This is a genomic window from Rhodococcus sp. SJ-3, from assembly GCF_051918125.1.
Classification (GTDB): Bacteria; Actinomycetota; Actinomycetes; order Mycobacteriales; family Mycobacteriaceae; genus Rhodococcus.
Window position 1 is genome coordinate 2,766,902 of sequence record NZ_CM123306.1, and the last position, 23,604, is coordinate 2,790,505.

A 23,604-nucleotide genomic window follows, 5' to 3' on the forward strand; every position below is an offset into this window, starting at 1 on the left:
CAGGTTTTCGAGGTGCTCGCGGACGTCTGCCGCTCGGGACGAGGCCCATGATCACGCGAGGCGTTCGCCCACCCTCGCGAACGGTGATCGGCCGTCAGCTCGGATCGGTGGTGTCGGTCGTCCGGGCAGTGCCTTCGGCGAGCAGCAGGTAGAGCGATTTCCGTGCGTCGACGAGTGCTTTGTGGGCTGCAGCGATCTGGGTGTCGCTGCCGCTGACCGCGACGACGCGTGCGGCCGTCTGCAGGTCCCGGAGGGCGCCACGCAGGTCGGGACCGTTCTCGTCGGCGGAGTGGCCGGCGAACGGATCGGCCTGCTCGTTGGCGGGATCGGCGAGCCAGGCGCGCCCCTCGTCGGTCAGCGACACGAGTTTGCGACCGGCATCCTTCTCGACGCGGACCAGCCCTTCGTCCTCGAGTTGCGAGATGGTCGGGTAGATGGCTCCAGGGCTGGGCTTCCAGACGCCTCCCGTGCGGTCGGCGATCGCCTGCATCAGCTGGTAGCCGTGCATGGGCTCGTCGGCCAGTAGCTGCAGTACTGCCGCGCGGACGTCGCCTCGTTGAGCGCGTCCTCGGCGCCCGCCGCGGTGCATGGGGCCGCCCCCGCGATGGCCTCTGCCGTGTGGACCTTCGCCGAAGGGGCTTCCGCGTCGGGGGTCGCCGCCGGGGAACGGACCCCCGCGGCGGGGATCCTCGCCCAGGAACGGGCCTTCGGAAAAGAACTGATTCATGTCGTGTGCGCGGCGGGCGCCGCGCATATGTCGTTCGTTGCGCATTGTGCGAACTCCTTCTCTGTTGATGCAGTCACGATATTTCACGATATATCGTTTGTCAACGACGGCGCCGTTCGATCTGTTGTCGGCACGCGCCGGTACTCTCGGCGCGTGGCCCTGTACCGGAAGTATCGACCCGCGACCTTCGCCGAGGTGGTGGGGCAGGAGCATGTCACCGCGCCCCTCAGCACGGCTCTCGACACCGGGCGCATCAACCATGCGTACCTGTTCTCGGGTCCGCGTGGCTGCGGTAAGACATCTTCGGCGCGCATCCTCGCCCGGTCACTCAACTGTGAACAGGGCCCAACCTCGACACCCTGTGGACAGTGCCGGTCGTGCGTGTCGCTCGGCCCGGGCGGCGGAGGCAACCTCGATGTCACCGAACTCGACGCGGCCAGCCACGGCGGCGTCGACGACACCCGCGAGCTTCGCGATCGCGCGTTCTACGCACCGGCCGAGTCGCGGTACCGGATCTTCATCATCGACGAAGCTCACATGGTCACCACGCAGGGATTCAACGCCCTGCTCAAGATCGTCGAGGAGCCACCGGAACACCTGATCTTCGTGTTCGCGACCACCGAACCGGAGAAGGTGCTCCCCACCATCCGGTCGCGAACGCACCATTACCCATTCCGCCTGCTCCCTCCCACCACGATGCGCGGCCTTCTCGAGAAAATCTGCGTCCAGGAGAACGTGCCGGTCGAGGATGCGGTGTATCCGCTGGTCATTCGCGCCGGTGGTGGTTCGCCCCGAGATTCGCTGTCCGTCATGGATCAGCTCCTCGCGGGAGCAGGGGTCGAAGGTGTCACGTATCCGCGCGCTCTGTCGCTGCTCGGGGTCACCGATGTGGGGTTGATCGACGAAGCCGTCGACGCGCTGGCGGCCGGGGACGGCGCGGCGTTGTTCGGCACCGTCGAGAAGGTCATGGATGCCGGACACGATCCGCGTCGCTTCGCGATCGACCTCCTTGAACGCCTCCGCGACCTCATCCTCATGCGAAATGTCCCCGACGCCGCGGAACGTGGCCTCGTCGATGCCCCCGGCGACGTGCTCGAACGCATGCGTGACGAGGCCTCGCGGCTCGGTCCGGCCACGCTCACGCGCTACGCGGAGATCGTCCATGCCGGACTCGGCGAGATGCGCGGTGCGACGGCGCCCCGCCTGTTGCTCGAAGTGATGTGCGCTCGCATGCTGCTTCCTGCGGCATCCGATGCGGAGTCCGCGGTACTACAGCGGCTGGAGCGGCTCGAACAAGGATTCGTCCCGGGGCGCGCCGCCGGTGCAGCGGTTACGGCAGCGGGTTCCGTTGCGGCTCCGCCTCCGACAGCACCCGAACCTGCCGCCGTTCCGATCGCGCCCGACGAACCGGCCGCGCGTTTCCAGCGTCCGTCTCAACGTCGTGCACCCGACCCGGTGCAGATCGAGGCTGCTTCCGCACTGCCCGCGCAGCCCGAACCACAGGCGCCGGAGCCCGCTTCGGCTCCCGAGCCGCGTACTGAGACGCAGCCGCCTCCTGCTGTGATACCCGAACCGGCACCTGCGCCGGAGCCTGTACCGGAACCCGAACCGGCGCCTGAGCCCGCGCCGGAGCCTGCTGCGGCATCGAGTCTCGACGCGGCAGCCATCCGTGCGGTGTGGTCCGAGGTACGCGCCAAGGTGCGTGCCCGCAGCAAGACCGTGGAGGTCATGTTGTCCGGTGCTACCGTCCGCGAGGTCGATGGCACGCGGGTCGTCCTGGTCCACGATTCGGCGCCGCTGGTCAAGCGACTCGCCGAACCGCGCAACGCAACCGTGATTGCCGAGGCACTCCGCGAATTGTTCGGTGTCGACACCGAGGTCACATGTGTCCACGGGTCTGCCGCGCCGGCACCTGAGAAAGCTGCTGCGGCACCTAAGCAGTCGCGCCCCACCGGGCAACCACGGTTCTCGCGGCCCAGCCAGGCCAAGCGGTCGCCGACTCCGGACGCAGCACCTCCGCCCGTCGGCGGGGCGAGTGCAGCGCCGTCACAGCGTTCCGAGTACGACGACATTCCCCCGCCGGACGCACCCGATCTGCCCGACGATCCCGGCCCGGATGCGAATTACGACGCTCCGCCGCCGGATCCGTCGGAGATCTCCAAGGAGGACGTCGACGAGATGTTCGCCGAGGCCGCGACGCCGGGCGATCCGTCGACCCGTCGTGATCCCGAAGATGTGGCGATGGAGTTGCTCAAGGACGTGCTTGGCGCTCGGCCGATCGACGAGAAGTAGCGGGGGATCAGTTCGCTCGATGTGCGCCCGGGCCGGGGCGCACATCCGCGTCGCGCGGCTCGACGCGATGGCCGGCCTCGCATTGCACGACGGCCGCGACGGGTTCGCCACAGTCGTGGTGGTGCACCGTGAGGGCCGGTCCTTCCGGATCGGCGTAGTGGCGGTCGCCCCATTGCAGTAGGGCGATCAGGATCGGATACAGTTCGCGGCCCTTGTCGGTGAGCCGGTATTCGTGACGGGCGCGACGACCCGCTTCCCGGTAGGGCACGGTGTCGAGTACGCCCGCGTCGACGAGGGTGCGCAGTCGCGCAGAAAGGATCGGTTCGGAAATTCCGGTGTGCTGTCGCATCTGCTCGAATCTGCGCACACCGTTGAAGACCTCGCGTAGGACGATCATCGTCCACTTCTCGCCGATGATGTTCATCGTTCGCTGGACCGAGCAGTTGTCGGTGTTGTAGTCGAGCCACTGCATGATGCGAGCGTAGCTGACTGTGGTCTTGACAGGCAGGCCCTTACCTGGCTAACTGTGATTTCAGAAGTCAGCTGTGGAGTGAGGAGTAACCATGTCGGAGACCAAGGGAACTGCGGCGGTGCCGGACGCGTCCCTCGCAGCCGCGAGTCGATTCGTCGCTGCGAGCGGATTCGTCGTCGAGGAGGCAACACCGACTCGAGTGTCCGGACATGTCGACCTCGGCGAAGACCACCTCACCCCGTGGGGCGTCGTGCACGGCGGCGTCTACGCCACCATCGTGGAGAGCGCAGGCAGCATCGGAGCCAGCGCCGCGGTCGTCGATCGCGGTCAATTCGCCGTCGGCGTGCACAACGCTACCGATTTCCTGCGGTCCAGCAGGGGGTGCCGCGCGGTCGTGGTCGCCGAGCCGATACAGCAGGGCCGCACGCAGCAGCTGTGGCAGGTGATCATCAGTGATACCGCGAGCGAGAAGGTACTCGCTCGCGGTCAACTGCGACTACAGAACATTCCGCTTCCTGAGTGAGGCCTCTGTTCGGTCGTGTCAGCGGATGAGATTGCCGAGATCGATCGGAACCTGTGCCCCGGTGATGTACTTGGCTTCGTCCGAGCACACCCACGCGACCACCGAGGCGACGTCGTCGGCCTGAAGAATCTGGTAGGGAAGCGAATTCATGTAGATGGGTCCGAGCGTCGAGGCGTACTTCGCGATCAGCGGGTGCAGATCCGAGACGGTCATACCCGTCTCGACGCCGGCCGGATGGACGGTGTTGACCCGGATCCGATGCTCGCCCAGCTCGTTCGCCATGGTTTTCGCGAGACCCACGATGCCGTGCTTCGTCGCGGCGTAATGGCCGGTGAACGGGGTGCCCTTGATACCGGACACCGAGCTGGTGAACACGATCGAGCCGCCGTCACCCGTTGCGAGCAGGTGCGGTACGGCGGCCTTCGCAGTGTGGAACACACCGGTCAGATTCACGTCGACGGTCTCTTTCCACTGTTCGAGGCTGATCTCCCACGACAGCCCGCCCGAGCAGATGCCTGCGTTGGCGATCACGACGTCCAGTCGCCCGAAGGTCTCGACTCCCGCTGCGAGCGCCTGCGACAACGAGTCGAAGTCGCGTACATCGGCCACAGTCGCGACAATGCGTCGCCCGGTCGCCTCCACCAGGCGCACGGTCTCGTCGAGATCGTCGCGCGTTGCCCCGGCGTACGCGGTCGAGGAGAACTCACTGCACGCGTCGACGGCGATGATGTCGGCACCTTCCTGCGCGAACCTGACGGCTTCGGCGCGACCCTGCCCGCGCGCTGCTCCGGTGATGAACACGACCTTGTTCTCGAATCGGGGGGGTGCAGAATGGCCGGTCGAGGTCATGCGGGCTCCTTCGGATCTGAGTACCTGTCCGGCGATTCTGTGGGCAGTCGTCGCGCTCGGGCCTGGGCATTCCCGCTGAGCGAGAGACCGTGCGATTCACAGCGAACTCCCAGCGATACCGCAGCCGAGTCACTGCGCGCCGCCCCAGACTGAGGCGGTGATTGCAACAGCCCCCGGCCAGGTGCACCGGAAGGAGACTCGGTGAGGAAACAGCTCTCGAAAACCCACCAGGACACATATGAAGGACGCGGCCTGCCCAGGCCGCACGACGAGATCGTCGACCAGGGTCTGGCCTTCGACGTCGGCACTCTGTTGAGCCGACGCAAGATGCTCACGCTCTTCGGATTGGGTGCCGCGACGGTCGGCCTGGCTGCATGCGGAGGCGCAAACAGCGGCACCACCGCATCCGCGACGTCGACGACGGCCGCTGCCTCGGGCCTTGCGGAAATCCCCGACGAGACAGCCGGGCCCTACCCGGGCGACGGATCCAACGGTCCGGACGTGCTCGAACAGAGCGGGATCGTGCGGAACGACATCCGATCGAGCTTCGGGGAAGCCTCTGCGACCGCTGAGGGAGTCCCGATGACGCTCGAGCTGTCCATCGCCGACCTGGCAGCGGGAGGAGTTCCCTTTGCCGGGGCAGCGGTATACGTGTGGCACTGCAACCGCGAAGGCGGCTACTCCCTGTATTCGGAGGGGATCACCGACGAGAACTACCTGCGCGGCGTGCAGATCGCGGACGCCGACGGAAAGGTGAGATTCACCAGCATCTTCCCCGCGGCATATCCTGGCCGGTGGCCGCACATCCACTTCGAGGTCTATCCGGACGAGGAATCCATCACCGACTCCACCAAGGCCGTCGCCACTTCCCAGGTCGCGCTACCGCAGGATGTGAGCGAGACGGTGTACGCCACGCCTGGTTACGAGGCTTCGGTCGCCAATCTCGCGGCGATGACCCTCGAGACCGACAACGTCTTCGGCGACGACGGCGGCGTGAGCCAACTCGGCACGGTCACCGGCGACGTCACCAGCGGATACCACGTCGTTCTCGCTGTCGGTGTCGACACGACCACGGAACCCACGGGTGGCAACATGTCCGGTGGAATGCCGCCCGGTGGAATGCCGCCCGGTGGAATGCCGCCGGGAGGAACCCCGCCGAGCGGTATACCCAGCCCTCCCACGAACTGACGGGAGATGCCGGGCGGGGTTCCCGCTCAGTTCTCGCCGAGACCCAGCTCTTCTGCGCGGACGAACTTCGTGTACTGGGCGGCCACTCGTTGCGGCATCGTCCGCAGGGTGTCGTCGTCGGGGTCGGTGTTCCCGACCGCGCGATGTCCGACGAGCTGAGCGACGTACGGACCGTAGGTCATCATGCAGTCCATCAACCTGCCCTGAGCGATGTCGCCGGCACGGCAGACGGTGTCGGGAACACCCTGTGGCGCAGGCTCGTCGACCAGGTCAGGGTAGGTATCGCGGCTCTGCTCGAGGAACGCCTCGCGCAATTCGCGGGCGGCTTCGGGTCCGCTGGTGCGGTAGACGGTCGAATTGGCCAAAGCGACACGGTCGGTACCGGTGGCTTCGAAGATGTCGGCCGTCTCTGCGGGATGCGAATCGAAGTGCAGCCATCCGAGCGGTCCGTAGACTGCTGTGTCGGAGTTCCTTGCGTACTCGTTCTCGGTGAATCCGACCGCGCGCGCGAGGACCTTGTCGAGGTCGACCGGAAGCGACTCGATTTCGTCGGTCGGTGAGAACGGAAACTGCTCGACCAGCGAAAGCTGCTCTTCGACAGCACGAGCCGTGGTATCCGAGTTCCACTCGGCATCATTGTCTTCCGCGGAAGTATAGGTGTAGACCACGTGTGGTCCCCGCGCGGTGAAAGTCGACATGCTTGCGGTGTCGAGGCTGTCCCAGTAGTAGGTCGTTGCGAATGTGTCGGGCAGCTGCGGGATCGATACCGGTGTCTGCGGTCCCGAAGTGAATCCGACATCCTCCGGGGCGAGCGCGTTGGCGTGCAGAGCGGCAGCAGCCTGGGCGGCGCTGTCCGCGTCGGGGAACCGCCACACCGCGACACCGAGCTGACGGGAGGCATCGGGTGTACTGCTGAAACTGCCGAAGCCCGTGATGATGCCGAACGATTCGGCCACCTCGGCGGCGCCGCCGCCGCTGAGGACCTTGCCGATTCCGCCGACGCCGACGCCTGTCGCCATGCCGCCACCGTCTGTGAGCGTGGGGTCGATGGTGTAGGGGTGAATCACGAACTCGGCCATGCGCTGACCTTCGACTGCGGGACCGAAATCCCCGGCCGACTGGCCTTCGGCGATGAAGTCGCGCGGTTCGACGTTGTATTCCCCCGTGTCGAGTGCTGCGATATCGAACGTTCCGGTGGTGCTGCCGCTTTCGATTGCCTCGCCTTCGGCGAGTGCGGTGCCCTCGGAAGTAGTGCTGCAGCCGGCGAGTGCCAGGGTGACAGCGGTGGCGGCGAGAAGAATGCGTGAGGTACGCATGGTAGTCGATACTCCTTGTCCTGCAATCGGTGCAGGTGGCGTGGGGTGGATCAGGCAGGTGCGAAACCGATTTCGGTGAGCAGGGTCATTCCCTGGCCGGCCGAGTCGGTGGAGAACTGGATGAGTAGTCCCGTCGATCGGTCTATAGCCGTGAAGTAGGTGCCGTCCTGGCCCTGATCGATGATGCGGTTGTTGTCCGGTGAGACGATCTTGGTGTTTCCGTCGTTGCTGTCGCGCAGGCGTATGAAATTCGAGCGCGCGTATTGGTCGTCACGCCACGCGGTGACCGACTCGTAGTCGTTCTTCTCCATGCCGATCGCTCGGCCGAGCGAGGAATCAGGATTGACCAGGCAGCGGACCTGCAAGGCCCCCTGGGTGCTGAATCCTGACTTGTTGCATTCGGAGCTCGCGTCGATGAGCCTTCGCGGAAGTAGCGCGGTGACATCGTCGTAGGTCTCGCTGGTATAGCTCGAGTCGGAAGTGGCGGGCGGCTTCCCACCGTTGTCCGGTGCGGCTTCGGTGGTTGTCGCGGTGACTTCTGCGGCCAGGGCGTCGTCCTGCGTGCCGTAGTAGAAGCCCGCCGCTGCGATGGCGACGGCCACCACAGCTCCTCCGGCGAGTGCCAGGGTCTTCCGGTTGGTGCGCGTCGGCGCCGACGCGCCGGTATTCGGTTTGACGAACGAGGCAGGCGACGGGGGAGCCGACGCGGTGTTCCCGGTCGGCCTCCGTTCGAGCACCTCGGTGTCGACCATCGCGGGAGGGTCGGTGGCGCGACCACCTGCGACGAACCCGGCGGCGCCCTTCGCGACGACGGTTTTCGGGTCGTCCAGTGTGGCGATCGGCCCGAGCTCGGCCAATCTGCGGTGCACGTAGGGGATCCGGGAGGAGCCACCGGTCAGGTACAGCGCCTGCAGGCCGCCGCTTCCGATGCCTGCGTCGCGCAACACTCCGCGGGCGAGCTGGACGGCGCGGGTGATCTGCGGTTCGATCAGCTGCTCGAATTCGTCCCGCGTGAGAGTCAGGGTCTTGTCCGACCCATTGCCCCTGACCCGGATCGTCGCCGACGGAGCTTCCGAGAGGAGTTCTTTCGCCTTTCGGATCTGATCGTCGAGAGTGCGACGGGTCTCGAGACCTTCCGGCGTGCGCAGCCACGCTGCGAGCTGCGGATCGTCCTCGGCCAGATGCTGGTCTACCCATCGGGCTATCGCACCGTCGAGACTCTTGCCTCCGAGGGCGTTGTCGCCTCCGGCACGCAGAACCTCGAAGGTCCACTCGTTCGTTGCGGTGAGGACGGCTACATCGAGGGTTCCGCCACCGAAGTCGAACACGGCGATCGTCGAGCCCTTCACGATTTTCGCGTCGTGCTGGCGTGAGTAGTAGAAGGCCGCCGCGCGAGGTTCGGAGATCAGCGAGACACTCCCACCGAGCCCTGCGATCGATGCGGCCTCGCGCAGCACCGACAATTCTCGTGACGACCACGCCTCCGGATGGGTGAGCACGACCTCGGCCGGCGGTTCGTTGTTGTGGCGTTGAAGTGCTTGCCCGTACACGGTGCGCAGCACTGCCGCGATGATCGATGAGACGGCAACTTCCCGGTCCCGAACGACGATTCCACCGGCAACGACCAGTGACTTCGGTGCGACCACGAACCCGGCGGGGTCGAGTGAGGCCTGGTTGAGCGCCACGTCTCCGGTGGACATCGCATTCGGGCCGACGAAAACCGATGACGGCAGAGCATTGCCCGTGTGCGTCAGTGGGAGCGTCTCGACTCGGTCGGGTCCGATTCGGTGCGCCGCGGCGGTATTGGACGTGCCGAAGTCGACCGCTAGGACCCAGCTCATCGGTAGTTCTCCCTCATGATCATCGGTGCACTCGCACCTTCACTTCGACGTAGCGGATCATATGACCGCGATGTCGCCAACCTGCTCGGACGGTCTGCTCGATCGTGTTCACGTCCGCCTCGCGCGGTGCGGGCACCATCGCGACGGCACGGTGGAAGGTGGGGTCGAACGGCGTGCCCACCGGCGCGGTCACGCGTTCGACTCCCATCCCGGCGAGCCGGTCGATGATGCCGGTGCGCTCTTCGCCCTCTGCTGCCACGTCGGCCGCGGTGATCAGGTCGTCGATCCGATCGGCGATCGGAGTCGTACCTGCATCATCGGTTGTCATGACAGATCAGGCGAGGTCGGTGTTGTACTCGGAGCTGCTGCCGGTACCGAACTCGCTGACGTCGACGTAGTCGTCGGCAGTGCCGTCACCGTCGTAGTCCACTGCGCCGGTGTGCAGGTCGATCACGGCGTCGACCTCGCCGTCGCCATCGGCATCGATCGCGGCGACATCGAGGCTGCCGTCGGCATCGGAGTCGATGGCGGATATGTCGATCAGCCCGTCACCGTTGGTGTCCATCGAGATCTGGTCGAGCACGCCGTCGCCGTCGCTGTCGCTGATGTTGGCGTCGATGCGGCCGTCACCTTCGAGGTCGACGGTGGTCAGATCCACCATGCCGTCGCCGTCGGTGTCGTAGTCGACGTACTGGGCTCCGTCCGAGCCCGAGTACTCGTCGAGGACCACCGGCCCCGAGCCGGAGGCGCCGGCCGGTGCGGAACCCGGGTTGCCCGACGCCGCCGCACCTGTCTCGCTGGAGCCGGAAGACGCGGCGCGGTCGCTCGAGTTGGAGGCCGACGAATTCGAACCCGAGACACCGGTGTCGAACGCGGAGGAGCGGTCGGCGGAATCAGTAGCCGAGGAGGAGACGCCTGCGTTGGCGGAATCGGACGACGAGGCCCTGTTGCTCGAGTCTGACGCAGAAGAGGACGCACCGACCGAGGCCGACGAGCCGCTGTCGCTCGCCGATCCGTACGACGAGTCGGAGCTGCTCGAGCCCGACGAGTCGTAACGCTCGTAACGCTCGTACGATTCGTAGCTCACGGAGCCCTGGTCGCTGGCCGACGACGATCCGAAGGACGAGTCGCTGTCGTACGTGGAACCGGAACCGTACGACGAATCGGCGCGGTCGCTCGCGGCGGATGCGGAGTCTGCGGAGGACGCGGTCGAGCCGTACGACGAGTCCGAGCGGGTGCTGTCGGTCGACTCTGCGGCCTCCCCGGACGCTGCGGCGCCGAAGTTGGCGTCGGAGCGGGTGCTGTCGGTGGACTCGGTGGCGGAGTTGGCCGAAGTGTTGGAGAAGAATCCGCTGGTCATGGTGTGCTCACTTTCCATCGGTACGTTCGGGTGCCGGTGACGGGGCGTTCGTGTGTGTCGGTGATATGAGGCGCGGGCAGGACGAAAAGTTCCCGCAGAGTTCGAGATTTTCGCAGATTCGTCTGTTACCGCAGGTCAACGCAGAATGAAGCGCAGACGAATGTGTTGTGTGGCGCTGTTGCCGGGTTCGGTTCGGTCACGGAGCCCGATCGGTTCGGTCCTTATCGAGTCCGGGATGCACTCCTACGGTGGAGGCGGAAGGTTGGGCGCGGACGTCCTCATGTGATGTCGCGTCACCACACCGTCAGCACGGGAAGGAACCTGCGCACTGTGACCACCGAGGCATTCATCTATGAAGCCATCCGAACCCCCCGCGGCCGCGGTAAGAAGAACGGCTCGCTGCACTCCGTCAAGCCGATTTCCTTGGTTACCGGCCTGATCGACGAATTACGTGTCCGCTTCCCCGATCTCGACGAGGATCGCATTTCCGACCTCGTCCTCGGCATCGTCGGTCCGGTGGGCGACCAGGGCGCGGACATGGCCCGCGCCGCCGCCACCGCGGCCGGACTGCCCGACACCGTCGGCGGAGTCCAGATCAACCGCTTCTGCGCGTCCGGCCTCGAAGCCGTGAACACCGCGGCACAGAAGGTGCGTTCCGGCTGGGACGAGCTCGTCATCGCCGGTGGCGTCGAGTCCATGTCGCGAGTGCCGATGGGCTCCGACGGCGGCCCGTGGGGCCTGGACCCGGCCACCAACTACGACACCTACTTCGTACCCCAGGGCGTCGGCGCCGACCTCATCGCGACGATCGAGGGCTTCTCCCGCGAGGACGTCGACGCCTATGCTCTGCGTTCGCAGCAGCTCGCCGCTGCCGCGTGGTCGGGTGGCTACTTCGCGAAGTCCGTCGTCCCGGTCAAGGACCAGAACGGCCTGACGATTCTCGATCAGGACGAGCACATGCGTCCCGACACGACCCTCGCGGGTCTGGCCGGGCTGAAGCCGTCGTTCGCCACGGTCGGTGAGGTCGGTGGATTCGACGCCGTCGCTCTGCAGAAGTTCCATTTCGTCGAGAAGATCAACCATGTCCACCACGGTGGCAACAGCTCGGGCATCGTGGACGGCGCAGCGCTGGTGCTCGTCGGCTCCGAGCAGGCGGGCAAGGATCTGAACCTGACCCCGCGTGCCCGCGTCGTCGCGACCGCCACGTCGGGTGCCGACTCGACGATCATGCTCACCGGCCCGACACCGGCGACGAAGAAGGTCCTCGCCACCGCGGGCCTGACCGTCGACGACATCGACCTGTTCGAGATCAACGAGGCTTTCGCCTCCGTCGTCCTGAAGTTCCAGAAGGACCTGAACATCCCGGACGAGAAGCTCAACGTCAACGGCGGTGCCATCGCTATGGGACACCCGCTCGGCGCGACCGGTGCCATGATCCTCGGCACGATGGTCGACGAGCTCGAGCGCCGCGGCCTGCGTCGTGCCCTGCTCACCCTCTGCGTCGGTGGCGGCATGGGCGTGGCCACCATCATCGAGCGCGTCTGATACCGGAAGGATCCGAAATACAGTGACCGACAACATGATTTCCTGGGATCAGGACGCCGACGGCATCGTCGTCCTCACGCTCGACGACCCCAATCAGGGCGCGAACACCATGAACGCGCTCTACAAGGCCTCGATGAAGGCGACCGTCGATCGTCTCGTCGCCGAGAAGGACTCCCTGAGCGGCGTTGTCATCACCTCCGCGAAGAAGACCTTCTTCGCAGGCGGCGACCTGCGCAACATCATCGAGATCGGGCCCGACGACGCGCAGGCCGCGTTCGACGAGGTTCAGGACATCAAGTCCGACCTGCGTCGCCTCGAAACCCTCGGCAAGCCGGTCGTCGCCGCCATCAACGGTGCGGCGCTGGGCGGTGGACTCGAGATCGCGCTCGCGACCCACCACCGAATTGCTGCCGACGTCAAGGGCATCCAGATCGGACTGCCCGAGGCCAGTCTCGGCCTGCTGCCCGGTGGCGGCGGCATCACCCGCACTGTCCGCCTGCTCGGCCTGCAGACCGCGCTGCTCTCGCTTCTGCTGCAGGGCAACAAGTACAACGCGGTCAAGGCCAAGGAACTCGGTCTCGTACACGAGGTCGTCGGCAGCATCGACGAGCTCGTTCCCGCCGCGAAGGCATGGATCAAGGCCAACCCCGAAGGGGGTGTGCAGCCGTGGGATGTCAAGGGCTACAAGATCCCTGGCGGTACCCCGTCGTCGCCTGCGTTCGCGGCGAACCTCCCGGCCTTCCCCGCGAACCTGCGCAAGCAGCTCAAGGGCGCCCCGATGCCTGCTCCGCGCGCGATCATGTCTGCAGCTGTCGAAGGCGCACAGGTCGATTTCGACAACGCGTCGACGATCGAGTCCCGGTATTTCACCGAGCTCGCCACCGGCCAGGTCGCGAAGAACATGATCCAGGCGTTCTTCTTCGATATGCAGTCCATCGGTTCAGGCGCGTCGCGTCCGAAGGATGTGCCGAAGCGTGAGATCAAGAAGGTCGGAGTTCTCGGTGCGGGCATGATGGGCGCGGGCATCGCATACGTGTCGGCGAAGGCCGGTTTCGATGTGGTACTCAAGGACGTCACCGTCGAGGCCGCAGAGCGCGGCAAGGACTACTCGGTCAAGATCGAGGAGAAGGCGCTCTCGCGTGGCAAGACCACCGAGGAGAAGTCGAAGGCTCTTCTCGGCCGGATCCACCCGACCGCCGACGCCGCAGACCTGAAGGGTGTCGACTTCGTCATCGAGGCCGTCTTCGAGAACACCGAGCTCAAGCACAAGGTGTTCCAGGAGATCGAGGACATCGTCGATCCCGATGCTCTGCTCGGCTCCAACACGTCGACGCTGCCGATCACGGGTCTCGCGACGGGCGTCAAGCGTCCCGAGGACTTCATCGGTATCCACTTCTTCTCGCCGGTCGACAAGATGCCGCTGGTCGAGATCATCAAGGGTGAGAAGACCTCCGACGAGGCGCTCGCCCGCGTGTTCGATTACACGCTCGCGATCCGCAAGACCCCGATCGTGGTCAACGACAGCCGCGGCTTCTTCACCTCGCGCGTGATCGGTACGTTCGTGAACGAGGCCATCGCGATGCTCGGCGAGGGCATCGAGCCCGCGACGATCGAGCAGGCCGGTTCGCAGGCAGGGTACCCGGCTCCGCCGCTGCAGCTGACCGACGAGCTGAACATGAAGCTCATGCAGAAGATCGCGAAGGAGACCGCGGAGGCCGCGGCGCAGGGCGACACCAAGCTCGGCACCACTCGTCACCCGGCGATCGACGTCGTCGATTTCATGGTCGAGGCCGGTCGTCCGGGTCGTCTCGAGAAGGCGGGCTTCTACGAGTACGACGAGAACGGCAAGCGTCTCGGCATCTGGCAGGGCGTGCGCGATCACTACAAGACCGTGGCGACGCTCGATGTACCGCTGCAGGATCTGATCGACCGCATGCTGTTCGCCGAGGCCATCGAGACCCAGAAGTGCTTCGACGAGGGCGTGCTCACCACGACCGCCGACGCAAACATCGGCTCGATCCTCGGTATCGGCTTCCCGGCCTGGACCGGTGGTGTCGCGCAGTACATCGTCGGATACCCAGGTGGTAAGGAAGGCTTCGTGAAGCGGGCCGAGGAACTCGCCGCCAAGTACGGCGAGCGTTTCACTCCGCCGGCGTCGCTGCGTAGCTGACCCAGTTACAACCGGAACGGGCAGATACACCCTTGCGAAAGGATGTATCTGGCCGTTCTCGGTGTATCTGCGCCTACGCGCTCATGCGACCCACCACGGGCGCAGCGGGACTTGAGGTGCCTGATCCTCACCCAGCTTCACGCCGAGAATCTGGTGCAGCTGGACGCCGTTGCTCTCGAAGCCCACCCGCGACCCCGCCATGTACAGACCCCACAGACGTGCGGTGGCCTCGTCGACCTCGGAAAGTGCTGAATCCCAATGTTTCTCGAGGTTCTCGCACCATGCTTTCAAGGTCAACGCGTAATGCTGGCGCAGGTTCTCCTCGTGCATCACCTCGAAGCCGACGTTCTGGGCTTCCGAGATGAGCCGGCCCGACCCGGTGAGCTCCCCGTCGGGGAACACGTAGCGGTCGATGAAGCCGCCGGCCTTCATCCGTCCGCGGTTGTGAGGGCGAGTGATGCTGTGGTTGAGCAGCAGACCGCCGACACGGAGTTTGTCGTGCAGGAACCGGAAGTACGACGGGTAGTTCGCGGCACCGATGTGCTCGGTCAGGCCGATCGACGAGATCGCATCGAACCCGGTTTCCGACACGTCGCGATAGTCGGAGTGTCGCACCTCGGCGAGGTCGCCGAGACCTTCCTCGGCGATGGCCTTCTGCGCCCATTCCGCCTGTTCCTTCGACAGGGTCGCGCCGATGGCCTTCACACCTCGGCGGGCTGCGTAGCGCACCATGCCGCCCCAGCCGCAGCCGATGTCGAGCAGGCGATCCCCGGGCTTCAGTCGTAGCTTCTCGAAGACGAGGCGGTATTTGTTCTCCTGGGCGTCCTCGAGACTCTGGTTCTCCGATTCGAACACCGCGCACGTGTACGTCATGGAGGGGCCGAGCACGTATTCGTAGAACGTGTTCGACACGTCGTAATGGTGATGAATCACCTCGGCGTCGCGTGCCTTCGAATGGCGAAGGCCCTCGGCGACGCGGCGCCAGCGGGGGAGATGTTCCTGTGGTGGGGGAGCGATCGGCCTGATCAGGTCGGGTCCGAGCGACCGAACGATCTGCGCGAGAGTCCGCGCAGGCGGGCGCTCGAAGTGCACACCGCCGAGTGCCTTGAGCAGGGGATACGGGTCGGCGGGGTGCACACCCTCCGCCTCGAGCGTGCCGGAAACGTATGCGCGGGCCATGCCCAGGTCGCCCGGGGCGGTGACGATATAGGTAGCGCCTTCGGGGGCGGTCAGGTTGAGGCCGAACGGAGCGTCTGCGGGCCCGGTCGTGGAACCGTCGTATGCGGTGAACCGCAGCGGCATCTCACCGCCCGTTGCGATCTCGACGATCTGGGCAAGATTGAGCTTGTCCGTTTTATGCCCGGAGGCCTCCGATTTGAATGTGGTCAATGTCGTTTCACCGCCTTCGCGAACAGGCCCGTCAAGCGGGACCCTGGATCGTATCTATCCTTGAGCGCGGGGTATTCCCCCTCGCCGTAGTAGAGCTTCTCGAATTCGTCACGGCTGTAGAAAGAATCGGAATACAGCGACTTGTGACCGTCGAGTGCTGCCACCTTACGCTCGATACGGCGGTTCGCGGCGCCTTCGGCCTCGCCGCGGACCACGGGCACCGACGACCAGAAACCGATGTTGACGTAGGTGCGTTTCGGCTCCAGCGGGTACAGCGGCCATGGCCGGCGAGGGTCGTACGACGCGGACCGATCGCGGAGACGCAAGGGGCACAGCCAGATCGGTTCGATGGGAATCTCATCGAGGAACCACTGCATGAACTCCTGGGTTCGTTCGATGGGAACCTCGATGTCCTGGACGACGCGTTCTCGCGGCGGATTGCCCTTGCGGGCCTCGATGCGGTCCGCGATCGAGTACTTGTGGTCGAGCGCGATGAGCTTCCAGTAGAAGCTGCTGCGCAGCAGCTTCTTCGGCCACAACTTCCGGATGCGAGGATTCTGGGCTCCGAAGGCGCGCGAGCACCAGAACCAGTCGGTGTCCCACCGCCACAGGTAGTCGTGGATGGTGAGGCGGTCGGTCTTGGGATGGTTGACGGACTCGTGCCGGATCGACTGGTAGAAGATGTTCATCTCGGTGTAGTCGGATACCGGTCCGGCTTCGGAGGTCTGCACGCCGAGCGTGAGGTAGCTTTCGTCGGCGGAGAAGACCACACCGTCGACATAGTCCACGGCAACTCCGGCGTACACGCGGTCGGTCGTGATCCGGTCGAGCGTCGACTGCAGGTCGGCAAGTGAGGTGAAACGCAGGTGACGCAACGCGACGAACGGCTTCACCGGTTCGAGTTCGATGCGAAGTCGCGTGGCATAACCCAGCGATCCGTAGGAGTTCGGGAAACCGCGAAACAGGTCGGCGTGTTCGCCGTCGGGTGTTGCGGTGATGATCTCGCCACCCCCGGTGAGGATGTCCATCTCGAGGACCGACTCGTGCGGCAGTCCGTTGCGGAACGAGGTGGATTCGATGCCGAGCCCGGTGACCGCTCCGCCGAGGGTGATCGTCTTGAGCTGGGGCACGACCAGCGGCGCGAGTCCGTACGGAAGTGTCGCGTCGACGAGGTCTTGGTACGTGCACATTCCGGCAACATCGGCCGTGCGTGCCTGCGGGTCGACGGAGATGACACCGCCGAGCCCCGCTACGTCGAGACCCGGTGAATCGACCTTCGTGCGTGCGCGGAACAGGTTCGAGGTCTTCTTCGCGAGACGTACCGGCGCATCGGCGGGGATGGTGCGATACGAGCGCAACAGACGTTGCACACCCTCGCGGTGGATCGAGTCGCCGTACGGCCCGACACTTCGTGACGTTCTCAGCATTCGACTCCCCTGCAGCAGCGCACCAGTGGTGGGACCCACAATAGACCTGCCGGGCACCTACGTCGCGGTACTGACAGGCAGGATGTAGGGCGTCGGCGAGCCGCACGGGCTCGAAACGAATCCACAGTCACAGAGGAGTTCACCGTGGCACAGGTCAGTGCAAGCAGCTCGATCCAATTGGCAGCGGCACCCGAGAAGGTGCTCGCGGCGCTTGCGGATTACGAGAGCGTGCGCCCGCGCATTCTCTCCGATCACTACCGGGACTATCGCGTGGTCTCCGGTGGGCAGGGCGACGGCACGATCGTGCACTGGCTGCTCCAGGCCACCGAGAAGCGGGTGCGCGACGTACAGGCGAAGGTGACGACCTCCGGCAGCACGATCACCGAGACCGACGCGAACTCGTCGCTCGTCACGACGTGGAGCGTGGTTCCCAACGGCACCGGCTCGACGGTCGTGACGCTCACCCAGTGGAACGGCGCGGGTGGCATCGGCGGATTTTTCGAGAAGACGTTTGCTCCGATCGGCCTGCGCAAGATTCAGAAGCAGGTTCTCGAGAATCTGAAGAACACGGTCGACTGACCTTCGTGTGAGTGCCGGCCAGGTGGGCATGCGACTAGCCTGGCTGACGAAACACCAGGTAGACGATCTCAGTAGACAGAAACCTCCGTAGTCGAATGCTAGGTGATCGATGAGACCGGCTCGACAACGCAGGACCCGAACACAGGAAGGACGTGTCCGTGCAACCCGGTGGTATGCCTGACATGCAGCAACTTCTCGCCCAGGCCCAGCAGATGCAGCAGCAGCTCATGGCTGCGCAGAACGAGATGGCGCAGGCCCACGTCACCGGCCAGGCCGGTGGCGGTCTCGTCACCGCAACGGTGAAGGGCACCGGTGAGGTCGTCGCTGTGCAGATCGACCCGAAGGTTGTCGACCCGGACGACGTCGAGACCCTGCAGGATCTCGTCGTCGCTGCGGTTGCCGATGCGTCGGCCAAGGCCCAGGAAATCGCTGCCGAGAAGCTCGGTCCGCTCGCGGGTGGACTCGGTGGCGGTATCCCCGGCCTGCCCGGTTTCTAGAGGCACGCGTGTACGAAGGGCCGGTTCAGGACCTCATCGACGAGCTCGGCAAGCTTCCGGGCGTCGGACCCAAGAGTGCGCAACGGATCGCGTTCCACCTGCTGTCGGTCGAGCCGCCGGAGATCGACCGGCTGCAGGCTGCGTTGCAGAAGGTCCGTGACGGCGTGCAGTTCTGCGAGGTGTGCGGCACGGTGTCGGACCGGGAGCGGTGCCGGATCTGCGCAGATCCGCGGCGTGACCGAACGCAGATCTGTGTCGTCGAGGAACCCAAGGATGTGCAGGCGATCGAGCGGACCCGTGAATTCCGTGGCCGCTACCACGTTCTCGGTGGGGCGCTCGATCCACTGAACGGTGTCGGTCCGGATCAACTCAACATCCGTGCGCTGCTCACCAGGATCGGCAACCAGGAAGACGGGATCGATGTCTCCGAGGTGATCATTGCGACCGACCCGAACACCGAGGGTGAGGCGACGGCGACGTACTTGGTTCGGATGCTGCGGGACTTCCCGGGGCTCGTCGTCACTCGGCTGGCGTCGGGTCTACCGATGGGCGGCGACCTCGAGTTCGCCGACGAGCTCACACTGGGTCGTGCAATGTCCGGAAGGCGGACGATGTGACGGATCGCCGGACGCCAGTGGTCACGGGTGCACCCGAGAAGAGGCGACGGACGTCGGGGGAAACCCGGGGGCTGATCCTGGATGCCGCAGGTCTCGCGTTTGCGACGCGCCCGTATCGCGAGATCACTCTCAAGGACATCGCGGACGACGCCGGGGTCAGTGCCCCTCTGATCATCAAGTACTTCGGGTCCAAGGAGCAGTTGTACGACGAGCTGGTGGATTTCAAGGCTGCGGCCCACCTGCTGTACGACGGCCCGTTCGAGAAGTTGGGCGAGCGGATGGTCGAGATCTTCGCGCGGCAGTCCCCTCGGCACAAACCGTTGTCGATGGCGTTGCTGTTCATGAGCGGATCCAGCGAGGAGAGCAACCGCAAGCTCCGGGAGAACTACTCGTCCCAGATGATCGACGCGTTGGTGGCTTTGATGAGGGGGCCGGATGCACGGATGCGTGCGGAGCTCGTGTTCTCGATGCTCCTCGGGGTCGCGTTCATGCGCCGCCGGATGATGCAGGAGAAGGCGGCGGGATCGGTCGATGACGTGGTCGCGATGTATGCCCCACTCGTGCAGTCGCTGCTCGACGGCAAAGGTCACTGAGACAATCCCCACTCCGGTTGTGAGGTAAATGGCTGTTCACCTAGAGTGGTGAACAGCCATTTACCATCGCCGGAGGGAGTCGCGTGACAGTGTCGTTCCCTCTACGGCTGCACGTTCCGGGTTCGCAACGCAGTGTGCCGGTGCAGAAGCGCACCGCGACCCGCTCCGACCGGCCGAATCTGTCGAAGTACGTTTTCCCGGTCCTCGCGGTGGGCGCGATCTTCCAGGCGATCATGCAGACGGTCATCGTGCCGTTGCTCCCGAGTCTTCCCGGTTTCACCGGAGCTGGACCCACCGCAGTGTCGTGGCTGGTCACAAGCACGCTGCTCGTCGGTGCGGTGATGACACCCATCTTCGGACGTCTCGCCGACATGATCGGCAAGAAGCAGATGCTCCTCATCGCGTTCGGGTTGATGACGGTCGGGTCGCTGATCTGTGCCGTGACGTCGAACATCGGACTGCTCATCTTCGCGCGGGGGCTCCAGGGGGCAGGTGCCGCTGTTCTTCCGATCGGCATGGCGATCCTGCGCGAGGTGATGCCGCGGGACCGCGTCGATCGTTCTATCGCGGTCCTCAGTTCCACACTCGGCATCGGTACGGCCGTGGGAATCCCGTTCGCCGCAGCGATCGTTCAGTTCGCGGATTGGCACCTCTTGTTCTGGGTGACCACGGCGATCGGTGCGGGAGTCGCTGTCGCGGCCGCGTACGTCGTCCCTCGGTCGAGTACGCGCACCGGCGGTCGCTTCGACGTCGTGGGAGCCGTGGGGCTCTCGAGCGCATTGATCTGCCTACTGGTGCCCATCACTCAGGGAAGCACGTGGGGGTGGACGAGCACCGCGGTCCTGACCATGTTCGCGTGCGCCATTCTGTTGTTCGCGGCGTGGGGATTTCAGCAGTTGCGCAATCGCAACCCGCTCGTCGACCTGCGAGTGTCGGCGCGCCGTTCGGTTCTGGCGCCGCATCTGTCTGCGCTGCTCGTGGGCTTCGCGTTCTACGGGAACACCCTCATCACGACCCAGCTGCTCCAGGCTTCGCCCGATCGTGGTGCAGGGTACGGTCTGACGATTCTGCAGGCGGCAGTGTGCCAATTGCCTGCCAGCTTCGCGATGATGGTCTTCGCGCTCGTGGCCGCACGTGTCTCGGATCGGTTCGGACCGAAATCGGCGATCATGGTGGGCGCAACCTTCCTCATCATCGGCTACTCGATCCACGCGGTCCCGGACAAACCTCTGTGGATGGTGGTGGGAGCCATCTTCATCGCTGCAATCGGAACGACGTTCGTGTACTGCACACTGCCGATCCTGCTTCTCGGCGCTGTGCCGCTGTCTCAGAATGCTGCTGCGAACGGTGTCAATGTGCTGCTCAGGACCGTCGGGAGCACGATGTGCAGCGCGGTGGTCGCGTCAGTGCTCGCCGCGCACATGATCGCAGGCGGAATCGCGTCGAGCGGGTTCGTCACCGTGTATCTGGTCTGTGGTGCGTGCGCCATCGTCGTATTCGTATCGGCGTTCGCGCTTCCGTCCCTCAAATCGAGGACGCCCAGTCCCGCAGACGTATGAGTCTGCGACACGGGGCGTCCGATTCGGTGCTGCGGCGACGGGGTCAGACCCCGAGATCCCGCGGTCGGTAGCCCAGCGGGTAGCCGGGATACGTGCGATTGGTGGCATTGCCTCCCGATACCGACACCCTCCGCTTGGGGAGCCTGCGTACGAGCGCGGACCGCATCCGCAGTGCACCTTCCGAGACGGAGCGCATGCGCGGTGACCCCTTGGGGAATCCGAACGCGTGGGCCATGCGGTCGTCGATCAGCGAATACACGACCTTCTCGACACCGGGGCCGAGCGCCTTCGGGTACCACGACTTGAACAGCTCGAGGGTGTAGGTGCCGATGGCGTGGTTGTCGTCGCTGTAATCGAACATCGTCTGTTCGTATTCGAGCTTGAACCGGTGGAACTCCTGGAACGACTCCGGGATGTCCTTGATCCCCATCCGGATGCCGACCTGCCGGTAGAAGTAGAACGACGCGAGCCGCTCCTTCGGATGCAGGCGGCGCCAACCGTACTGGTCGATCCAGTCGAGCGGGTCGTACACGAAGGTCGACAGCACGTACAGCATGTCGTCGTTGTCGATCGAGTACTTGCCGTGCATACGGTTGATGTTGCGCAGCGATTCACGTCCGCGTTCGGCGTCGTACCCGTGCTCTATGAGTTCGGCCATCAACAGGGACGTGTCGTCGTAACGCTTCTGTGGCCGATGCTCGAACTCTCCGGTCCGGGCGAGTAACTCGGAGATGGTCGGCACACAGTACGTGCGGAACAGTGCGAACTCGAGCGACCGCTGGTAATCCCACGGAAACTCGTAGCCCGCGGTGATCCGCAGGATGTCCTGATGATGGGTGACCGGGTCGAGACCCTCGATCACCTTCAACCAGCCGTATCGTCCGGCTTTCGGATGCGGGTCGCGATCCGGACCGGGAAACGTACCGGCCTTCTCGATCCGTGCTTCGGGCGACGCGACGACGGCAGGCTTGCGCGATCGTTTCGCCCGCGATCCCGTGGTTGTCATCTGCTCTTACCTTCCGTGCATGAACTTCAGCATCTTCGCGGCCAGGTTCAGATCGCGTTCGGGTCGTTCGAGGCTCATCAACTTCAGCGGCGAACTGAACTTCTCGACCGTCACCGACTTGGGCCGGCTGAACTCCCGGAGCCCGTCGGCGCCGTGGATACGTCCGAAGCCGGACTCGCCGATCCCGCCGAAAGGCAATGACGGGATGCCGGCGAAGCCGAGTACCGAATTGACCGAAACCATGCCGTTGTGGAGGCGTCCGGCCAGCTCACGACCTTTGGCCTTGTTGCCGATGAAGATCGATGCGCCGAGTCCGTACGACGTGCCGTTGGCACGGTCGACTGCCTCGTCGAGGTTGCGTACCTTGTTGACGACGACGGTGGGGCCGAAGGTCTCCTCGCACACTGCGCGCGAGGTCTCGGGCACGTCGGTGAGGATCACGGGTTCGATGATGCGTTCGCCCACCGACTCGGCGCCGCCGACCACCGCAGTGCCGCCGCTTGCGAGGGCATCTTCGATATGGCTGCGCACGATATCGATCTGGCGGGGCAGAGTCATCGGGCCGTAGGTCGACTCGTTGTTTCCACCCGGCTCGGCGCGCTTCACTACGGCCGTCAGTTTGTCGAGGAACTCCTGGTAAGCAGACTCGACAACGTAGATGCGCTCGACGCCTGCGCATGTCTGTCCGGCATTGCCGAATGCACCGAATGCTGCGAAATCCACCGCCTTGTCGATGTCGGCATCTGCCGCGACGATCATCGCGTCCTTGCCGCCGCACTCGGCCACGAGCGGGGTGAGCGACTCCGCGCACACGGCCATCACCTTGCGCGCCGTCGGTCCGGAGCCAGTGAACGCGACCTTGTCGACACCCGCGCGGGTGAGCGCAGCTCCGGCCTCACCGAGTCCGGTGACGACTTGGAACACCGGCTGGGTCGGTGCGATGGAGTTCCACTTCTCTTCGAGCCACTTGCCGACGCCCGGTGTCAGCTCGCTCGGCTTGAACACGATGGCGTTGCCTGCGGCGAGAGCGTACGAAATCGACCCCATCGGGGTGTAGACCGGATAGTTCCACGGCCCGATGACTCCGACGACGCCGAGTGCCTTGTACTCGAGGGTGGCGGCCTGGTTGAAGCTTGCGACCCCTGAGGGCACCTTCCTGGCTTTGAGAACCTTCTTCGCGTTCTTCGCGGCCCAGTCGAGGTGTTCGATCGCGAGCATCACCTCGAGGAAGGCGTCACCGTACGGCTTGCCGGTCTCGTGTGAGACCAGCCTGGCCAGGGAGGCGGCGTCCTGTGCGACGGCCTTCTTGAATTCGAGGAGCCACTCGCGACGTCCGCGGAATCCTTGCGCGTCCCACCACCGTGCGGCGATCCGGGCACGGTCGACGGCCTCGGCCACCGCTGCGGCATCGGCGATCGGATACTCGGCGATCACTTCCCCCGAGCGGGGGTCGAGGCTGGCGAACGTGTCGGTCGTCGGCTTGGTGGTCGGGCCCGTCGTGCTGCTCTTCTGTGTCATCTCTCGACGCTTTCTGACGGATCACATCACATATATTTGATGTGATTAGCTGTAGTGGAGCTCACACTATGCGCCTCGTACCGAACGGACAAGCCCGATCCGCTCGCTTCGGGGCCGTCAGGAGAAACATATGACC

At 65.0% G+C, this 23,604-nt stretch carries 23 protein-coding genes; 12 read left to right on the forward strand and 11 right to left on the reverse strand.

All coding sequences use genetic code 11. The features are described 5' to 3' along the window. Positions 1 to 94 precede the first annotated feature (94 nt). Positions 95 to 772 (reverse strand): PadR family transcriptional regulator, encoded by a 678-nt coding sequence (locus ACTDXD_RS12750; protein WP_440127353.1) that lies wholly within the window; start codon positions 770 to 772, stop codon positions 95 to 97. 108 nt (positions 773 to 880) lie between these two features. On the opposite strand from ACTDXD_RS12750, the gene ACTDXD_RS12755 reads away from it, so the two are divergent. Then, positions 881 to 3,019 (forward strand): DNA polymerase III subunit gamma and tau, encoded by a 2,139-nt coding sequence (locus ACTDXD_RS12755; protein ID WP_440127354.1) that lies wholly within the window; start codon positions 881 to 883, stop codon positions 3,017 to 3,019. 7 nt (positions 3,020 to 3,026) lie between these two features. On the opposite strand, the gene ACTDXD_RS12760 is transcribed toward ACTDXD_RS12755, so the two are convergent. Next, positions 3,027 to 3,491, reverse strand: a complete 465-nt coding sequence (locus ACTDXD_RS12760; protein ID WP_440127355.1) for a winged helix-turn-helix transcriptional regulator — start codon at positions 3,489 to 3,491, stop codon at positions 3,027 to 3,029. 91 nt (positions 3,492 to 3,582) lie between these two features. Here ACTDXD_RS12760 and ACTDXD_RS12765 point away from each other — a divergent pair, with 91 nt between their 5' ends. Beyond that, positions 3,583 to 4,014, forward strand: coding sequence for a PaaI family thioesterase (locus ACTDXD_RS12765; protein ID WP_440127356.1), 432 nt, complete (start codon positions 3,583 to 3,585; stop codon positions 4,012 to 4,014). Between the two features lie 18 nt (positions 4,015 to 4,032). On the opposite strand, the gene ACTDXD_RS12770 is transcribed toward ACTDXD_RS12765, so the two are convergent. Further along, the gene (locus ACTDXD_RS12770) at positions 4,033 to 4,863 is read right to left on the reverse strand and encodes a mycofactocin-coupled SDR family oxidoreductase (RefSeq protein WP_440127357.1); all 831 of its coding nucleotides are present in this window, start codon (positions 4,861 to 4,863) and stop codon (positions 4,033 to 4,035) included. A 201-nt stretch (positions 4,864 to 5,064) separates the two neighbouring features. Here ACTDXD_RS12770 and ACTDXD_RS12775 point away from each other — a divergent pair, with 201 nt between their 5' ends. After that, positions 5,065 to 6,051, forward strand: a complete 987-nt coding sequence (locus tag ACTDXD_RS12775; RefSeq protein ID WP_440127358.1) for an intradiol ring-cleavage dioxygenase — start codon at positions 5,065 to 5,067, stop codon at positions 6,049 to 6,051. A gap of 26 nt (positions 6,052 to 6,077) precedes the next feature. On the opposite strand, the gene ACTDXD_RS12780 is transcribed toward ACTDXD_RS12775, so the two are convergent. Genes ACTDXD_RS12780 through ACTDXD_RS12795 form a run of 4 tightly spaced genes read right to left on the reverse strand, consistent with a single transcriptional unit; the run spans position 6,078 to position 9,938 of the window. After that, a complete protein-coding gene (locus ACTDXD_RS12780) occupies positions 6,078 to 7,367 on the reverse strand; it encodes a DUF7373 family lipoprotein (RefSeq protein ID WP_440127359.1) in 1,290 nt (429 codons plus the stop codon). 50 nt (positions 7,368 to 7,417) lie between these two features. Continuing rightward, the gene (locus tag ACTDXD_RS12785; RefSeq protein ID WP_440127360.1) at positions 7,418 to 9,208 is read right to left on the reverse strand and encodes an Hsp70 family protein; all 1,791 of its coding nucleotides are present in this window, start codon (positions 9,206 to 9,208) and stop codon (positions 7,418 to 7,420) included. Positions 9,209 to 9,227: 19 nt separating this feature from the next. Next, entirely contained in the window at positions 9,228 to 9,536 is a 309-nt protein-coding gene (locus ACTDXD_RS12790) for a nucleotide exchange factor GrpE (RefSeq protein ID WP_440127361.1), read from the reverse strand. A gap of 6 nt (positions 9,537 to 9,542) precedes the next feature. Continuing rightward, a complete protein-coding gene (locus ACTDXD_RS12795; protein ID WP_440127362.1) occupies positions 9,543 to 9,938 on the reverse strand; it encodes a hypothetical protein in 396 nt (131 codons plus the stop codon). A 40-nt stretch (positions 9,939 to 9,978) separates the two neighbouring features. On the opposite strand from ACTDXD_RS12795, the gene ACTDXD_RS12800 reads away from it, so the two are divergent. From ACTDXD_RS12800 to ACTDXD_RS12815, 4 genes are all read left to right on the forward strand, one after another. Continuing rightward, positions 9,979 to 10,263: a hypothetical protein gene (locus ACTDXD_RS12800; protein ID WP_440127363.1), complete on the forward strand. Its 285-nt coding sequence runs from the start codon at positions 9,979 to 9,981 to the stop codon at positions 10,261 to 10,263. An 84-nt stretch (positions 10,264 to 10,347) separates the two neighbouring features. Continuing rightward, positions 10,348 to 10,608, forward strand: coding sequence for a hypothetical protein (locus tag ACTDXD_RS12805; RefSeq protein WP_440127364.1), 261 nt, complete (start codon positions 10,348 to 10,350; stop codon positions 10,606 to 10,608). Between the two features lie 290 nt (positions 10,609 to 10,898). After that, the gene (locus ACTDXD_RS12810) at positions 10,899 to 12,113 is read left to right on the forward strand and encodes an acetyl-CoA C-acetyltransferase (RefSeq protein ID WP_440127365.1); all 1,215 of its coding nucleotides are present in this window, start codon (positions 10,899 to 10,901) and stop codon (positions 12,111 to 12,113) included. A 34-nt stretch (positions 12,114 to 12,147) separates the two neighbouring features. Further along, positions 12,148 to 14,283, forward strand: a complete 2,136-nt coding sequence (locus ACTDXD_RS12815; RefSeq protein ID WP_206040548.1) for a 3-hydroxyacyl-CoA dehydrogenase NAD-binding domain-containing protein — start codon at positions 12,148 to 12,150, stop codon at positions 14,281 to 14,283. An 81-nt stretch (positions 14,284 to 14,364) separates the two neighbouring features. On the opposite strand, the gene ACTDXD_RS12820 is transcribed toward ACTDXD_RS12815, so the two are convergent. Together ACTDXD_RS12820 and ACTDXD_RS12825 are read right to left on the reverse strand one after the other, a co-directional pair. Continuing rightward, complete coding sequence (locus ACTDXD_RS12820) at positions 14,365 to 15,672, reverse strand: class I SAM-dependent methyltransferase (protein ID WP_440127366.1); 1,308 nt, start codon at positions 15,670 to 15,672, stop codon at positions 14,365 to 14,367. Continuing rightward, positions 15,669 to 17,099: an FAD-binding oxidoreductase gene (locus ACTDXD_RS12825; protein ID WP_440127367.1), complete on the reverse strand. Its 1,431-nt coding sequence runs from the start codon at positions 17,097 to 17,099 to the stop codon at positions 15,669 to 15,671. Before ACTDXD_RS12825 ends, ACTDXD_RS12820 begins: the two co-directional genes overlap by 4 nt. A 144-nt stretch (positions 17,100 to 17,243) precedes the next feature. Between ACTDXD_RS12825 and ACTDXD_RS12830 the strand changes: the two genes are divergently transcribed. The 5 genes from ACTDXD_RS12830 (at position 17,244) to ACTDXD_RS12850 (ending at position 20,944) form a co-directional block, all read left to right on the forward strand. After that, a complete protein-coding gene (locus ACTDXD_RS12830; protein WP_440127368.1) occupies positions 17,244 to 17,678 on the forward strand; it encodes an SRPBCC family protein in 435 nt (144 codons plus the stop codon). 173 nt (positions 17,679 to 17,851) lie between these two features. Beyond that, positions 17,852 to 18,175: a YbaB/EbfC family nucleoid-associated protein gene (locus ACTDXD_RS12835; RefSeq protein WP_440127635.1), complete on the forward strand. Its 324-nt coding sequence runs from the start codon at positions 17,852 to 17,854 to the stop codon at positions 18,173 to 18,175. An 8-nt stretch (positions 18,176 to 18,183) separates the two neighbouring features. After that, on the forward strand, positions 18,184 to 18,792 hold the full coding sequence (gene recR, locus ACTDXD_RS12840) for a recombination mediator RecR (protein ID WP_440127369.1): 609 nt from the start codon (positions 18,184 to 18,186) through the stop codon (positions 18,790 to 18,792). Beyond that, complete coding sequence (locus ACTDXD_RS12845; RefSeq protein ID WP_440127370.1) at positions 18,789 to 19,385, forward strand: TetR/AcrR family transcriptional regulator; 597 nt, start codon at positions 18,789 to 18,791, stop codon at positions 19,383 to 19,385. The genes recR and ACTDXD_RS12845 overlap by 4 nt, the downstream gene beginning before the upstream one ends. An 83-nt stretch (positions 19,386 to 19,468) precedes the next feature. Next, positions 19,469 to 20,944 carry an MFS transporter gene (locus ACTDXD_RS12850; RefSeq protein WP_440127371.1) on the forward strand — a complete coding sequence of 492 codons (1,476 nt, stop codon included), beginning with the start codon at positions 19,469 to 19,471 and terminating at the stop codon, positions 20,942 to 20,944. Positions 20,945 to 20,987: 43 nt separating this feature from the next. On the opposite strand, the gene ACTDXD_RS12855 is transcribed toward ACTDXD_RS12850, so the two are convergent. Both ACTDXD_RS12855 and ACTDXD_RS12860 read right to left on the reverse strand, forming a co-directional pair. Next, a complete protein-coding gene (locus ACTDXD_RS12855; protein WP_440127372.1) occupies positions 20,988 to 21,950 on the reverse strand; it encodes an oxygenase MpaB family protein in 963 nt (320 codons plus the stop codon). A gap of 6 nt (positions 21,951 to 21,956) precedes the next feature. Then, positions 21,957 to 23,468 carry an aldehyde dehydrogenase family protein gene (locus ACTDXD_RS12860; protein ID WP_440127373.1) on the reverse strand — a complete coding sequence of 504 codons (1,512 nt, stop codon included), beginning with the start codon at positions 23,466 to 23,468 and terminating at the stop codon, positions 21,957 to 21,959. Positions 23,469 to 23,604 lie beyond the last annotated feature (136 nt).

What these genes read in the sequence shown, in the direction of transcription:
- ACTDXD_RS12785 (WP_440127360.1), bottom strand. Translation starts at nt 9,208, where the DNA reads ATGAGCTGGGTCCTAGCGGTCGACTTCGGCACGTCCAATACCGCCGCG.
- ACTDXD_RS12825 (WP_440127367.1), bottom strand. Translation starts at nt 17,099, where the DNA reads ATGCTGAGAACGTCACGAAGTGTCGGGCCGTACGGCGACTCGATCCAC.
- ACTDXD_RS12750 (WP_440127353.1), bottom strand. Translation starts at nt 772, where the DNA reads ATGCGCAACGAACGACATATGCGCGGCGCCCGCCGCGCACACGACATG.
- ACTDXD_RS12835 (WP_440127635.1), top strand. Translation starts at nt 17,852, where the DNA reads ATGCCTGACATGCAGCAACTTCTCGCCCAGGCCCAGCAGATGCAGCAG.
- ACTDXD_RS12815 (WP_206040548.1), top strand. Translation starts at nt 12,148, where the DNA reads ATGATTTCCTGGGATCAGGACGCCGACGGCATCGTCGTCCTCACGCTC.
- ACTDXD_RS12790 (WP_440127361.1), bottom strand. Translation starts at nt 9,536, where the DNA reads ATGACAACCGATGATGCAGGTACGACTCCGATCGCCGATCGGATCGAC.
- ACTDXD_RS12765 (WP_440127356.1), top strand. Translation starts at nt 3,583, where the DNA reads ATGTCGGAGACCAAGGGAACTGCGGCGGTGCCGGACGCGTCCCTCGCA.
- ACTDXD_RS12860 (WP_440127373.1), bottom strand. Translation starts at nt 23,468, where the DNA reads ATGACACAGAAGAGCAGCACGACGGGCCCGACCACCAAGCCGACGACC.
- ACTDXD_RS12760 (WP_440127355.1), bottom strand. Translation starts at nt 3,491, where the DNA reads ATGCAGTGGCTCGACTACAACACCGACAACTGCTCGGTCCAGCGAACG.
- ACTDXD_RS12770 (WP_440127357.1), bottom strand. Translation starts at nt 4,863, where the DNA reads ATGACCTCGACCGGCCATTCTGCACCCCCCCGATTCGAGAACAAGGTC.
- ACTDXD_RS12855 (WP_440127372.1), bottom strand. Translation starts at nt 21,950, where the DNA reads ATGACAACCACGGGATCGCGGGCGAAACGATCGCGCAAGCCTGCCGTC.
- ACTDXD_RS12780 (WP_440127359.1), bottom strand. Translation starts at nt 7,367, where the DNA reads ATGCGTACCTCACGCATTCTTCTCGCCGCCACCGCTGTCACCCTGGCA.